Origin of the sequence: Thiomicrorhabdus heinhorstiae (assembly GCF_013391765.2) — a bacterium.
Lineage (GTDB): Bacteria > Pseudomonadota > Gammaproteobacteria > Thiomicrospirales > Thiomicrospiraceae > Thiomicrorhabdus > Thiomicrorhabdus heinhorstiae.
Window position 1 is genome coordinate 1 of the sequence record NZ_JACBGI020000004.1, and the last position, 14215, is coordinate 14215.

10 protein-coding genes are annotated in these 14215 nt (G+C 49.7%); 2 read left to right on the forward strand and 8 right to left on the reverse strand.

Translation table 11 applies throughout. From position 1 onward, the window contains the following. Window positions 1–122: 122 nt before the first annotated feature. A complete protein-coding gene (locus H8792_RS03675; RefSeq protein ID WP_185977584.1) occupies window positions 123–722 on the forward strand; it encodes a rhodanese-like domain-containing protein in 600 nt (199 codons plus the stop codon). 86 nt (window positions 723–808) lie between these two features. Here H8792_RS03675 and H8792_RS03680 read toward each other — a convergent pair whose 3' ends face one another. From H8792_RS03680 to H8792_RS03700, 5 genes are all read right to left on the reverse strand, one after another. Then, on the reverse strand, window positions 809–1660 hold the full coding sequence (locus H8792_RS03680) for a sulfurtransferase (protein WP_185977585.1): 852 nt from the start codon (window positions 1658–1660) through the stop codon (window positions 809–811). A 331-nt stretch (window positions 1661–1991) separates the two neighbouring features. After that, window positions 1992–3740 (reverse strand): DEAD/DEAH box helicase, encoded by a 1749-nt coding sequence (locus H8792_RS03685; RefSeq protein WP_185977586.1) that lies wholly within the window; start codon window positions 3738–3740, stop codon window positions 1992–1994. Between the two features lie 385 nt (window positions 3741–4125). Further along, on the reverse strand, window positions 4126–5499 hold the full coding sequence (locus H8792_RS03690) for a TRAP transporter large permease (protein WP_185977587.1): 1374 nt from the start codon (window positions 5497–5499) through the stop codon (window positions 4126–4128). Next, window positions 5499–6050, reverse strand: coding sequence for a TRAP transporter small permease subunit (locus H8792_RS03695; RefSeq protein WP_185977588.1), 552 nt, complete (start codon window positions 6048–6050; stop codon window positions 5499–5501). Before H8792_RS03695 ends, H8792_RS03690 begins: the two co-directional genes overlap by 1 nt. 128 nt (window positions 6051–6178) lie before the next feature. Continuing rightward, window positions 6179–6736 carry a hypothetical protein gene (locus H8792_RS03700; protein ID WP_185977589.1) on the reverse strand — a complete coding sequence of 186 codons (558 nt, stop codon included), beginning with the start codon at window positions 6734–6736 and terminating at the stop codon, window positions 6179–6181. 217 nt (window positions 6737–6953) lie between these two features. On the opposite strand from H8792_RS03700, the gene H8792_RS03705 reads away from it, so the two are divergent. Beyond that, entirely contained in the window at window positions 6954–9197 is a 2244-nt protein-coding gene (locus H8792_RS03705; protein WP_185977590.1) for a primosomal protein N', read from the forward strand. Between the two features lie 67 nt (window positions 9198–9264). Here the strand turns inward: H8792_RS03705 and bioC are convergent, their stop codons facing one another. From bioC to H8792_RS03720, 3 genes are all read right to left on the reverse strand, one after another. After that, the gene (gene bioC, locus H8792_RS03710; protein WP_185977591.1) at window positions 9265–10242 is read right to left on the reverse strand and encodes a malonyl-ACP O-methyltransferase BioC; all 978 of its coding nucleotides are present in this window, start codon (window positions 10240–10242) and stop codon (window positions 9265–9267) included. Window positions 10243–10311: 69 nt separating this feature from the next. Beyond that, window positions 10312–11109, reverse strand: coding sequence for a pimeloyl-ACP methyl ester esterase BioH (gene bioH / locus H8792_RS03715; protein WP_185977592.1), 798 nt, complete (start codon window positions 11107–11109; stop codon window positions 10312–10314). A 76-nt stretch (window positions 11110–11185) separates the two neighbouring features. Further along, entirely contained in the window at window positions 11186–14203 is a 3018-nt protein-coding gene (locus H8792_RS03720; RefSeq protein ID WP_185977593.1) for a DUF748 domain-containing protein, read from the reverse strand. Between the last annotated feature and the right edge of the window lie 12 nt (window positions 14204–14215).

Sequence of the window (14215 nt, forward strand, 5' to 3'; positions counted from 1 at the left end):
CCTTATTAAGCGGCTGGTTTTTTATGTTCGGATAAATTTTTTTGAAAAAAAGAATCAGCGTTTGCTAATAGAATGGAGGGGCATTTTTTGCAACTCTAAAAAAATTAAATAGGAGCATATACATGTTGAGACGCCAATTTATCGTTGCGGCTATCGCTGGGGCTTTTGTCACAACCGCATTTGCCGGTCCAATTGAAGACAAGCTAAAACTACCGGAAAAGAAATTTACCGAAGTTCATCACTATCTTTCTCCACAGCAGACTTATGATGCCAAAATGAAAGATCCAAAAAATGTTTTGTTGGTCGATATCCGCACTCCGTACGAACTCCAGTTTGTCGGCTATGCACCACTGATTGACGGCAATGTACCTTATATCACCTATGACTACAGTGACTGGGATGATAAAAAGAAAGAATACAAGCGTATGTTCAATTCCGGCTTCGTCGGTCAGGTTGAAGATCTAATGAAAAAGACCGGTATCGATCACGGCAAAAACACCAAAATTATTTTTATGTGCCGTTCCGGTGACCGCTCTGCTAGAGCAACCGATATTATGAGTAAAAACGGCTATTCCAATGTTTGGAGCGCTTATCAGGGGTTTGAAGGGGATAAAGCGAAATCTGGTGCGACAAAAGGCCAGCGTACCGTTAACGGTTGGAAAAATGCCGGTTTGCCTTGGACTTACAAGCTGGATAAAAACAAAGCAGCCTTTATTTTCTAATCTCGCTAAGAGCCGAGTGAGTGAAAGAAAAAACAAACCCCGCTCATGCGGGGTTTTTTATTGCCAGGGAAATCCGTGTTTCAGGTTTAGAACGGTTTACCTTCTTCGATCGGTAATTCCGGAATTCGCGACCATTCATTCCATGAACCGAAATAAAGTTTGACGTCTTCGATGCCGGCCGATTTCAGGGCAACCAAAGTATTCGAGGCACGCGCACCCTTAAAGCAATACAGGTAGACCTTACTGTCTTTGGTAATGCCGGCGGTTTTGCATTCCGCCAAGATTTCGTCTTCGGTTTTAAACAACGGAACCAAGCCCGGCTTCATCATTCGATACCATTCGATCCATACTGCACCTGGAAGGCGCCCCTTACGCGGGCAGAAATCTTTACCGTATGGAGAAGAGCTGTCAGCGATCCACTCGTCGACATCGCGCACATCAAGCAGAATGGTGTCTGTGCCGAGCGCAGCCAAGATCTCTTCCTTGTCAATCATCAGACTGCTGCCGGTATCGACCAGCGGGAAGGTTTTGCTTTCCGGTGCCGGGGCTTCCATGCTGATAGGGAAGCCTTCAGCATGCCAGGCCTGATAGCCACCGTGAAGAATAGAAACTTTATCATAGCCCAGATAGCTTAGAAGAAAGTAGCCGCGACACGATTGACCAAAACCGGTGTTCATGGCGTCTTCATAAAGAACGGCGGTCTCTTCGCCGGAAAGTCCCACTTCCCCGAATGCGGTCGCAAAACTTTCTTTTAGCTCCTCGAGACCTTCCGGAGTCGAGGTTGCCAGATAGGTGAAGATAGAGTGAATGTTTACTGCTCCGGGAATATGCCCTTGTTCAAAGGCTTCAGGCGAGCGAGTATCGATAATTACGGTCGGGGTGCCGCTTTCCATCATTTCGTTAAGCTTTGCAGCATTAATCAATAAAGGGGTTGGCATTCTTCAATCTCCTTGAACGTAGTGTTCTTTAGTGACAAGTAGGGTAATTAACCATCGGTAGAAAATGGTCGGGTGGCAAAATCGTTACCCAACGACAGTCGCATAAAACGAGCCGGAATGATAAATGCCAGGAAATTCAATTTCTTAAAAAGAAACTACGTATTTTTGGATATTTTTTAAGTGTATGTTTTTGTTGCGAAAATGCGCACAAAGAGAATCGTTTTGTTCCAAATGGGAGCAAGCTCTAGAAAGTAGCCAGGAAGCTGGTCTAGCTGGATACAAAAAAGCCCGGGAACCCGGGCTTTCTGCTTGGAAATACAAGATGCGCGTCTTATTTGGTGGTTACACGACGCGGTTTGGCTTTGCTTACTTTATTTCCAGGTTTGCTGCGACTTAGACGCTTACGCGGTGCGTCGCTGGTAATGACTTTGGTTAACTGTAGCTGTTGACCGCATACCCAGGCTTTTTTCAGATCGTTAAGGACATCTTTTGGCATACCTTCCGGCAAGTCGACCGTGCTATAGGTGTCTTCGATGTTTAGTTGGCGGATGAACTCGCTGTCCAAACCGGCTTCGTTGGCGATACAGCCGACGATATTGCCCGGTTTTACACCGTGAGTGCGCCCGACTTCCAGGCGGTAACGATTCATGCCTTCATCCGGTGTTTCGCTACGTGTGCGGCGCCCGCCGCCACGCGGTTCATTTCTATCACCGCTGCGTCTAGCGGTGCTATCGCGATTCTGGCGAGGTTTTTCCGCAATCGGCTTTTCTTCAATGAAGAAAGGTACATCACCTTGCAGCAAACGCGCCAGTGCGGCAGCAACTTCAACTGCTGGTACATTCTGCTCGTTCTCAACCTGCTCAATCAAGTCTTGATAGAAGTCCAACTCATCCATTTTCAAGGCTTCGGTAATACGTATTTTGAAGCGCTCTACGCGGCTGCTGTTAATGCTTTCAGCTGTTGGAAGATGCATTTCGGCAACTTTCTGCTTAGTCGTACGTTCGATTGAAGACAATAGACGGCGTTCGCGAGGAGTTACGAACAAAATCGCCGTTCCTGAACGGCCGGCACGGCCGGTACGACCGATACGGTGTACGTAGGATTCGTTGTCCTGCGGGATATCGTAGTTTACTACGTGGCTGATACGCGGTACGTCCAGACCACGGGCGACCACATCGGTTGCCACCAGAATATCCAGTTTGCCTTCTTTTATCTGATCGACGATACGTTCACGCTGATTTTGCGCAATGTCGCCGTTCAAAGCTGCTGCTGCATGACCGCGTGCTTCCAATTTTTCGGCCAGATCGACGGTGGCGTTTTTGGTGCGTACGAAAATAATCATACCATCGACACCGGCTTCCGCTTCCAGAATACGCGTCAGAGCATCCAGTTTATGGTTGCCGCTGACCATCAGGTATTTCTGTTCGATGGTGGTCGCAGTCGTGGTTTTCTGTTTGATAATGACTTCGGTCGGATCGTTCAGGTAACTGGTAGCGATGCGGTGTACTTCTTTCGGCATAGTCGCAGAGAAAAGCGCAATCTGGCGGCTTTCCGGAGTATGCTTCAAGACCCATTCAACGTCATCGATAAAGCCCATACGCAGCATTTCGTCGGCTTCGTCCAATACCAGCAATTTCAGGTTATCCAGTTTCAGGGTTCCTTTGCGCATGTGATCCATCACACGGCCAGGGGTACCGACTACGACGTGCACGCCGCGTTTCAGGGCGCGGATCTGAGTGCCGTAATCTGAACCGCCGTAGATAGGTAGTACATGGAAGCCTTTCATATGGTGAGCGAAGCTTTGGAAAGCTTCCGAAACCTGGATCGCTAATTCGCGAGTCGGTGCCAAAACTAGAATTTGCGGGTCCTTTTGGCGGATATCGGCATTGCTTAGTGCCGGCAGGGCGAAGGCAGCGGTTTTACCGGTACCGGTTTGTGCCATCCCGAGGATATCGTCGCCTTGCAAAAGGGCAGGAATGGCTTGCGCTTGGATCGGCGAAGGAGTTTCGTAGCCGATTTCGCTGATTGCGGTCAGTACTTCCGGGCGTAGGCCAAGGTCTTTAAAAGTAATGTTGGTCATCAAGGGTCCTTTTTCTCGTCAGAGAATGGATTTGCCCGTGAATAGAGTGCAAATGTGCGTTTCACGTGAAACGCAACAGGAAACAAGCTCAATGTCTACCTGACTAAACGGTAATTATGAGACGGTATTCTGGGGCAAAATAGATTCGTTTAGAGCCTTTTTTGCGTCAGAAATACTGGTTGCAAGTCGGCAACCGCCTTTGAGAAGGGAAAAATCGCGTGGCAAATGGCTCGGTTAAGGCAAAGAGGGAGTCCGTTACATTCGGGAACGGCTTGATTTTTATATCCCTATCAGTGCGAAGCGCGGATTTTACTAAATCCTTGAGAAAATTGCAAATTTAAGGAGCCGGCGACAAGAAAAATATGTCTAAGGCTCCCCAACACCGTCAATCGCTATAAACCACGCCCGGCAGCCAAGTAACGATCTCCGGCCAGATTGCCAGGATGATCAGAACGCCGATCTGAATAGCGATAAAGGGAATGACGCCTTTGTACAGATCGATTGTTTTCAATTCCGGAGGTGCGACGCCGCGAAGGTAGAAAAGTGCGAAGCCGAACGGAGGTGTCAGGAAGGCGGTTTGCAGATTAATGGCGATCATAATGCCGAGCCAGATCGGGTCCAGTCCCATCATCAGCAGAATCGGTGCTACGACCGGAACCACCACGTAGGTGATTTCGATGAAGTCGAGGAAAAAGCCGAGAATAAACATCAGGAGCATGACGATCAGCATGGCGGTAAAGACTCCGCCGGGAAGATCGGTCAGCAGCGACTGCATCAGATCGTCACCACCCAGACCACGGAAAACCAGCGAGAAGAAAGCGGCCCCGATAAAGATCATAAAGATCATGCCGGTGACTTGCAGGCTGTTGCGCATGACATTCTGTAGAATCTCGAGCGATAAACGACGGTTTAAGGCTGCCAGCAGCAGTGCACCCAATGCGCCCAGCGAAGCGGCTTCAGTCGGAGTCGCATACCCCATTAGAATTGAGCCTAGTACCAGCAGAATTAGTAATAGCGGTGGCAAAAGCCCCTTTAAAACCCGCATGCCCAAGCCCGGGGCGACCGGGTTGCCGATATGGTTCGGTACGGAATTCGGCTGCAGGAACGCTTTGCTGAAAACGTACAGCATATAAAGCACAACCAGCAACATTCCCGGCAGCAGGGCACCAATAAACAGGTCGCCGACCGAAAGCGGCTCAGGCGAGAAGATTCCCTGATTTAGCTGGGCTTGTTGGTAAGAGGATGAAAGCACGTCGCCGAGCAGAATCAAGACGATGGACGGTGGAATGATTTGTCCGAGGGTGCCGGACGCACAGATGGTTCCGCTGGCCAGTTTCGGGCAATAGCCTTGTTTGAGCATGGTCGGTAATGCCAGCAATCCCATCGTAACGACGGTTGCACCGACGATACCGGTACTGGCGGCCAACAGCATTCCAACCAGAATGACGGCAATACCGAGTCCGCCTTTGACGCCACGCATTACCTCATCCATAGTTTGCAACAGGTTTTCGGCAATTTTTGATTGTTCGAGCATAATGCCCATAAAGACAAATAACGGTACGGCAATCAGGGTTTCATTGCCCATAATGCTGAAAACGCGGTTGGGAATGCTTTGCAGAAAAGCCATATCGAATGCACCGATCGCATTGGCGATCAAGGCAAAGATCAAAGACACTCCTGCCAGAGTAAAGGCGACCGGAAAGCCGATTAACAGCGCGATAAAAATCACCGCAAACAGAACTAAAGAGAGCCATTCCATTACAGTTTGCCCTCCGCATGTTCTTGGTGTGCGATTTGCACACCCTGTAGTTTTAACCAGGATTCGGCGGCAATCGATAAGGCTTGCAGACCAAGCAGGCCGACCAGAACCAGAATCAAGGTTTTAAGCAGAAAGACATAACCCAAACCGCCGGCATCGGCGGAACCTTCATGAATCTGCCAGCTGGCCACGATGTAATCCCAGCTGGCGTATGCCAGATAGATCATGACCGGCAAGGTGAGAACCAGAGTGCCGACCAGGTTGACGAGGGCTTTTTTGCGTTCGGAAAACCGGCCGTAGAAAATATCGACGCGTACATGCTGATCTTGCTGGTAGGTATAGGCGATACCTAGCATAAAGATCAATGCATGGTTATACATGATACTTTCTTGCAGAGCGATGGAGCCGGAGTCGAAACCGTACCGCAAAATAACCACCAGAGCGGTGATTAAAACCAGAGAGAGTGTCCCCCAGGCAACAAGATTGCCGAATCGATTTTGGAAACTGTTTTGTTTTAAAACGAAGTGCAGTAAGAAGGAGTTGTTAGCCATGATTTTTTACTGAAATGACAGGAAATATAGGCTATTTTAACGGCTTTTGATGCAATGAGTGGTTAAAAAAGCTTCTTCGCCATTTTGAAATGTAATGAGCCTCGGCGAAGAAGCCAGGGAGAAGAGGGTCAGTAATTGGATAGACGGATCACGTCAAAGATGATTCGCGTCGCCAAGTGCATAAGCAGAATGTCGCCGCCGACCTCAACGCGCACGTAACCTCTTGGAGGTTTAGGCAAACCGTATTCCAAGCGTACCGGTAGCGGGCGGTAATGAATATAGGCTGGAAGCGGTTCGTAGAGTCGGTAACGGTAATAATGCGGGTTGTTCGGTTTATGATGACCGTAGGCGTAACCATGCCCTTTTTTAGGGTAGTAATAACTTTCAATCGCTCTGCGGTCGCCCGTGGCGAATTTATAAGCCTTAGGCGGCGGACTTACCGGTCGGCCGTACGGAGCCGATTGTCGATGGTCGCTACGTCCATAATCGCGTTTGTCATACTGCTTCTCGTAGCGCTGCTGTTTATTTTTCTCGTGACGATACTGCTCGTTATGATCGACCGGTCCGTTAATATAAATTTTATATTCGCGGGTATCTTCGCGCGCTTCTGCCGGAAGGCTGAAGCCGATACCGGCAATTAATCCGCTCAATAGCAAGGTAGATACTCGGTTGTTTAATAGGTTCATCGTTCGGGCTCCTTGTATTGCCATTCGACGTTTATAGTTTATCAATCCACCTTGTTGAGAATGTGGAAACACCGTGCCTTAAATATGGAACAATAGTGCAAGTCCGATTTTTGATTTAATGAACCTATTTGCCCGTGAAGACGGCAAAGTTCATCAAGTCCGTTTGTGTTATTCATTTTGAAACTGCATTGCCAGAAAGATATATAGAGAGTTACGTTTGCCAGCCAAATTTATTGCCAAGGTTGCGGTCCCGGGTCCATTTCTGACTCCTTTGGATTATCTGTTTCCTGCCGGGTGGAATCTGACTCGAGGCTGCCGGGTTGAGGTCAATCTTCGCAATCGGAATATTGTCGGCTTGGTTATGGATATCGATCGGCAGGCGGAATGCGATCCTGAGAAACTAAAGCAGATCGAACGTCAGTTGGATGAGACGGCAATCTTGTCGTCGCAAGAACTGCAATGGCTGCAATGGGCAGCGGATTATTACCATGAACCGATTGGCGAAGTGATATTTACCGCTTTGCCGAAACGCTTGCGCAGTGGCGAAGCGGCACAAATGCAAGGTCAGACGGTCTGGCGCTTGAGCGCTTTGGGAAGAGAGCTGACTGAAGATGAACTGCCGAAAAACGCCAAGGCTCAGAAGAGGGTTTTCAACCTCCTTAAGTGCAGTGCGAAGGGGTGTAATGCGCACCAGTTGTCCGATGTCTCTTCCAGTTGGCGTTCGGTGATTAAAAAGTTTCTGGATAACGACTGGGTGGAAGCCTATCAGGCTCCGTGCATGCAGAATACACCGACCGAGCAGTCTCCACGGCATGAATTGAATTCGCAGCAGCAGAAAGCGGTGCGAAGCATTATCGATGCATTCGGACAGTTTCGAGCTTTGTTGCTGCAAGGAGTCACCGGCAGCGGCAAGACCGAAGTGTATTTGGGAGCGATTGAAGCGGCCCTGCAGCAGGGTAAACAGGTATTGGTACTGTTACCGGAAATCGGTTTGACACCGCAGATGATTTCCCGCTTCGAAGCCTATCTGGGGCAGAGTGTTGCGGTCATGCATTCCGCCTTGAACGACAGTGAACGCCATTGTGCCTGGGATGCGATTCGTTGCGGCACCGTCTCGGTGCTGATCGGAACGCGCTCGGCAATGTTTACGCCTTTTAAGAATCTTGGTCTGTGTATTATCGATGAAGAGCACGATCTCTCTTTCAAACAGCAAGAGGGAGTGCGCTATTCGGCCCGCGATTTGCTGGTACGCCGTGCACATCAGCTAGGCATTCCGGTCGTACTCGGTTCGGCGACGCCTGCTCTGGAGAGCCTGCAAAACGTCCATTTAGGACGCTACCAGTATTTGCAACTGAGTGCGCGAGCCGGGAAGGCGGTTGCACCGGCGATTCGATTATTGGACGTACGCGGAGAGAAAGTTCAGGAAGGCGTATCGGCAGCTTTGAAAGCCGAGATGTTCAAGCACCTGCAAGCCGGCAATCAGGTTTTGCTGTTTTTGAATCGCCGCGGTTTTGCCCCGGTATTGATGTGCCACGACTGCGGTTGGCAGGCAAACTGCCCGAGTTGCGATGCACATATGACCTACCATTATATCAGTGTCGAACGCGGCGGCTTTTTGCAATGCCATCATTGCGGTGAACAGTTGCCGGAACCGAGTGTCTGTCCGCAGTGCCAGTCGTCGGAGTTGCTGAAAGTCGGCCAGGGTACCGAACGCCTGCAGCAGGCGATGGAGGAATGGTTTCCCGACAAGAAGGTGTTGCGCATCGATCGCGATACCACCCGATTAAAAGGCAGTTTGCAGGAGTTTACCCGCCAGGCTGAAAGTGGTGAAGCGGATATTCTGATCGGTACGCAAATGCTGGCCAAGGGACATCATTTTCCAAAAGTGACGCTGGTCGGCGTGCTGGATATCGATCAAGGACTGTTTAGCTGCGATTTCCGCGCGTCGGAACGCATGGCGCAACTGTTATTGCAAGTATCAGGCAGGGCCGGGCGCGCACAATCACCCGGTCAGGTGTGGATCCAAACCCATCACCCGACCCATCCTCTATTGGTGACATTGATCCGTGAGGGCTACAGTGCCTTTGCCGAACAGGCGCTTGAAGAACGCAAGCTTGCTAAACTGCCGCCGTTTCAATATCAGATTATGGTGCGTGCCGAAGCGCATGACGAGATCGATGTGTTGAATTTTCTACACTCTTTAAAGGCCGGGCTTGAAGCGACGCAAACGACTTGGTCGAAAGATGATTCGCAATGGAAAGGGGCGGTGGTGTTTTGGGGACCGGTGGCCGCCCCTATGCTGCGTCGTCAGGGACGTTTTCGTTATCAGCTATTGTTACAGGCTCCGCAAAGAGCGCAATTACATACATTGGTGACGGAATTGCTGCCGCATGTCTATCGCAGTCCCCTGGCTAGAAAAGTGCGTTGGAGTCTGGATGTTGATCCTGCGGAAATGTACTAAGAGAGCAACAGTGGTGAGTTCCCTGTCGATTTTGTCTTGAATGCTTTTAAAACTCTTTAAGGCGTTTTTACTTATGACGGGTTTGTCTGGAGAATTCGTCGAGCGAAATTTCGACCAGACCGGTCCGGTCTCGACCCGGACCCTTGATAATTTCTTTGGCGGCCCAGGCGTGGCCGTGAATGACTTCGTAGGTTGCAGGAACCTTACCTTCCTTGCGGAACTGTTCGTAAGCCTGCAGCATTTTCATAAAACGCTGTTTGCCCATTAATCCTTTTGAACGATCCTGATTCGCCTGAGTGGCACCGATCGCTTTGAGGTCTTTCAGGACCCCGATCGGTTTGTCATAGGTCAGAGTGAAGTGTTCGACATCCATGACCGGCTGACCGAATCCTGAGCGGATCAGAGCATCTCCGAGATCGTGCATATCAATAAACTGGTTGACGTGTTCGTCCTGCGGATCGGCTTGTCGCCAGGATTGACGCAGTTCGGAAAGGGTGTCCGGGCCGAAAGTGGTAAACATCAACATACCTTCCGGACGTAATACGCGGCGAAATTCTCTAAAGACGGCATCCGGGTCGTCGCACCATTGCAGCATCAGGTTACTGACGATCAGATCGACGCTGCCGTCGGCAAACGGCAGTTGGTAGGCATCGGCGTTAACGAGTTTGCTGCGGTTGATATTCGCCCACTTCCGTGTCAGGCGACAGGCGTTAAACAGGTTTTGTAAAGATTTCAGTGACGGGAAACGCGGTAGAGTCAGGCGTTTTTGAGCCTGCTTTAACATCCCTTCGGAAAGGTCGACGGCAAAGCATTGTGCCTGAGGATAACGTTGTTGGATTTTCTCGGTCAAAAGGCCGGTTCCGGCACCGATATCGATAACGACTTTGACTTCGATTGTCGTCAGCTCCAGGCGTTCGTCTACCCGTTCGGCAACGGTTTTCTGCAAAATAGCCGCGTCGTCATAACTCGGTGCTGCATGACTGAAGTGCTGTTTGATGTGTTGCCGATTCATCGGCTGCAGAGCGTGATCGCTGCTATTCGGCATGGTGTTGTCCGTTGCGTATCTGGGTTTAAAGTATATGAGTGAGCTGTACTTTTATCGAGTCGCCAGCAGTTATTCACTCGAATAGGTCGTTTCGCCATCTTTAAAAATGAATGCGGTTATGGCATCGGCAGTCTGTTGCGGATGCGACAGAAACGGCATATGTGCCGCACCATGGATAATATTGGTTTTGGCGAAAGGCTGTATTTTACTGAATTCTGCAATAAATTCCTGCGGAATCAACGGATCCTTTTCGCCGAGAAGCCATAAAACCGGACATTGAATATCCTGAGCCTGGGGGCGGCAGTCGATCTCTTTTAATAGTTTTAATCCCTGGATCAGTCCCTTCATTGCAGGCATTTTGTTATCCTGCATGCGCTGGGTGAACTGCCTGATCAGTTGCCGGGCCCCGTCCGAGCCTTGTATCTGTAATTTCCAAAAATGTTTCAGGGTCGCAAGCGTATCGGCTTGAATAGCATGCATGAAATCGCCGAGCAGGCTGGGTGAGACCGCCCACCGCCACTGATCGGTTTGGGTGAAGCGAGGAGTCGATGCCAGGCAGATTAAACTCTCGACTCTATCAGGTGTTTGCAGGGCGATTCTCTGTGCCAGCAGTCCGCCGAGTGACCAGCCGAGTAAATGCGTTCGAGCCGGCATGACTTGTAAAATCGCGTTTAGCCAATCCTGTTCGGTCTGTTCCGAATCTTCGAGAACCGGGCTTTGTCCGAAACCGGGCAGCTCGATCAATGTAACGCGAAAAGATTGTCCGAGATAGTCGCGTGCCCACGGTAGCCAGACCGCATTCTGCGCTCCCCAGCCGTGGATAAGGGTCAGGTCTGGCCCTGTTCCGAATTGATCGACATGTAACATAGGTTTATTGCCCGAAAATTGAGTTCGTAAAGCGCTATTTTAGCGTAAAAGCATCAGGTGAAAGAATGTCGCTTACCTAGATTTCCAGACGAATTCTCGGGGTTTTGGAGCCTTTGTCGAATTCAGGTTGGCACAAAATGAGTTGAGTTCCGGTTGTGCCTAGGCCAATCAGGTAGCGTTTGATTGATGTTTGCCGCTGCACCGCCAAGTTTGTGAGTTCGCGATTGGCTACCTTGAGCGCTTCGAGAATTTGTTCCTTGGATTTTGCATCGTTTTGTTGCTTCAGTGCCTGTTTTTTCAGCTCTTCCAAGGCATCGCGATCACGGGCATTGGCGCCGCCGCATAGTTTAATTTGCACTTTTGATCGCTGTTGCAACAACTGGTGAATTTTTTGCAGATACTGCTGCATGTCTGGACTGAGCTCGCTACTGCCGGGGGCAAAGTCGACAGATTGCAGTTCAATGGCACTGAGTTGATCCAGAGCCATTCCTCCGACCAGTGCGATGGCACCGAAAGGTTGCAAGGCGAGTAACAGATAGGTTTTGGTCGCTTTCAGCAAAGTGTTGTTAATGGCTTTACTGATAACATCGCCGATCTGGAAGTCCGGATTGCTTAAATCGCCTTTAACCGGCAGGTTCAGATCGATCTGCTTGTTTTTGTCTTCCAGCAGGGAAAGTCCGGTTTGCAGCGGAAGGCTAAAGCCGCTTTCAAACTGATCGGTTCTGGTTTTGTCGATCGATTTCAAAATAAATTGGCGTAGCTGAATACGGTTGCTACTATCGATTTTGCCCTGAATAATTTGCGTATTCAGTTTTGCCGAAAGCTGACCGCTTTCGATTTGGTAGCCGAGTGCTTTTTCCAGGAGTGGCGAATATTCCAGAAGGGATAAATCGCTCAGGTTGGTATCGGCTTGCAGTTGAACCGGCTGTGCCAATGGGGCGATTTTCCCCGAGGTAGAAAGTTCGGAAAACGGCAGCAGTTTGAGTTTCACGGCGAAATCGCTGAAAGCTTGCGCTTGAGCGGAGTCGAGTTTTCCTAAAGTGAAGGTTTCCAGCTCAAGCGTTTGCGATAGAGCGGGAGAGGTTTGCTCGCTTTGAATATGGATTGAATTTTTTCCGGAAACCTCAACGCCGGCAAGTTGCCATAACAAAGCGTCGTCTTTGCTTTCTTGAGCGTTGTCTTTTGCATTACCCGCATCCGTTGGGGCGGCGTCGGTTTTAAAACCGCTGGCCGCCAGCCATCGATCCAGCGCCGCCAGGTGGTTATTTTTATCCAGATCCAGCTGCAGGGTACTGCCGTCTAACAGAATATTCCCCAATTTGACACGATTACTCGAATGCCAATCAGCTTTATTTAAATTGAGCTGCTCGAGAAGAATGAAGTTGTTGCCGTTTTGCGGATCTTGCAGTGCGACATGTTTAAGGTTAATGCCGTTGACGCTAATGGAACTTTCCGACTGTTTGCTAAACAAGAGTTTTTTCAATTCGAGCGAAGACAGTTCTGCCAGCGGGATATTTTGTGCGGTTTCGGCTTTAATTCCCTGCGCCTGAATGTCGCCGCTTACGTTCAGATTGGCAGCGTTTTGCTGAACGGAGCCTTGCCACACGATCGAATCGATGCGATTTTTAAGCGGCGTTTGCTGCATTGCGATTTTGGCGAGTTGAACCGTACCCTGATAATCGAGATTTTCTCCAAATTTGTTGATGGTGATTTGGAAATCGCTGTGCAGGCTATCGTTATCGACGCTGCCGTCGGCAGAGTTCAGGTGCCATTTCTGGATATCCAAAGTCGCCTGGGTTAACAGCTGAGGAGTCGGTTTTTGTTCGTTGAAATGAGTTTTCAGATCACCCTGCCAGGCAATTTGTTGAATTGCACTGCTCCAGGCGGTGTCCTGCAAGTTAAGTTGAACCAGTTTGAGCGAACCGCCAAGCTGCAAAGGGTAGTCGGCAGTGCTTTGGTAAGCGAGTTGGCCGTCCCATGAGAATGACTTTAATGCGGTTTGCAGAGTATTTTGTTTCAGCTCAATGTCGCTGAGTTTAATCGGGCCTTTAAGTTGGGCTTCGAGCTTCTCTCCAAGGTCGGCTTGAAGTTTTAGAGTGCTTTGCAGGCGTGCTTTAAGTTGCAGATCCGTTTGCTGCAAAGCGAAGGGTTCGCTGTCCAAAGAACCCTGTACGATAAAACGTGATTTTGCCAGATCGTCTGACTGCAGGCTGCCTTGCCAGGTAAGTTTCGGCACTTCAAGTCGCTGTTCTCCATGTTGCAGCTTGAGTTGCGAAATCTGTAAATTCCCTTGCTGATGGAATGCGACGGTTTTCTGCTTTTGCTCGACGGTAAAGGTAGAGTCGAGATCTAAAATTCCCTGAGGTAGTTTTATTGTCTGCAGATCCGGCGAGACCGATTGCAGAATCGGCAGCAGGGTGGTGAGATCCAAATGTTTGATTCTGAAAGTGCCGCTGAGTTTAAGATGTTCTTTCTGCGGCAACAGATTCAGGTCGACATTGAGCGGCTGGCTGTTTAACTGGCTTAGAAGAGAGAGACGGGCAAGGTGATCGCCGTCACTATAGAGGTCTTTCAATTGTAAACGGCGCAGCTGCCACAGCTGAGTCTGCTCCTGAAGTTGCATCTTAAGTTCGATGTGATCCAGTTTCAGCTGTTGGATTCCGAATTGCCAGCTTGAAGGTTCCGAGGTTTGTTCTTCGCTTTTACCGGCGAGTTTGATTCCGGCAACACTGGGTGCTTCGCCCTGCTTCCAGGCAAGATGGATCTTACTGTCTTCAAGCGAGACATTTTCGAGGATCACGCGTTTGCTGAAGAGCGAAGAGTAATCGATGCTGGCTTGTAAGCTTCCTAAACGGCCGGTTTCCTGCTGAGAGTCGATAAAACGTAACTCGCTCAGTTGGATTCGGCCTTTAAAAGGGTTGAACGACAGGTCATCGATGGCGACATCGTGAAACCCTTGCTGTTCGAGCTGATATTTGACAAGTGGCTTGAGTCCCCAGGCGAAAAAAGCCAGGATTGCGAGCAGCACAACAACCAGAGCGGCCGCAAAAGTTCGCAAAGAGAATAGTGATGAATTTGCCAAGAACCCTTTCATTAAGGCTTTCCT